We start from the raw sequence: 317 nt of genomic DNA on the forward strand, positions 1-317 counted from the left end.
GTTACCGCAAAGGCCCGATGAGCAGCGTCTACGTGATGCAGAAGGAGAACGCCCAGCTGCAGGCGCAGGTGGCGTCAATGGAGAAGACCAACTCCCATCAGGCCGAGGAGATCGCGGAGATGAAAGCTATGCTTACCCGCGAGATCCATGAACGGGCGGAAATGAAAGCACGCATGGCCGAGCTGGAACGTCTGCTGCGGGCGTCGAAACGGAGATAGCGTTTCGGCTCGACGTTCCGGTCCCCGTATCGGCAATGCAAAGAGAAAGGACCGGCAATGCAGAGAAAAAGGGCGGAGTCTTATTCGCTCCGCCCTTCT

At 58.4% G+C, this 317-nt stretch carries 1 protein-coding gene; it reads left to right on the top strand.

Translation table 11 applies throughout. The features are described from left to right. Positions 1–218, top strand: a 218-nt coding sequence (locus B0D78_RS13005; protein WP_205948336.1) for a hypothetical protein, incomplete at its 5' end; no start/stop codon positions are given. Between the last annotated feature and the right edge of the window lie 99 nt (positions 219–317).

It is taken from the genome of Pyramidobacter sp. C12-8 (assembly GCF_002007215.1).
GTDB lineage: Bacteria > Synergistota > Synergistia > Synergistales > Dethiosulfovibrionaceae > Pyramidobacter.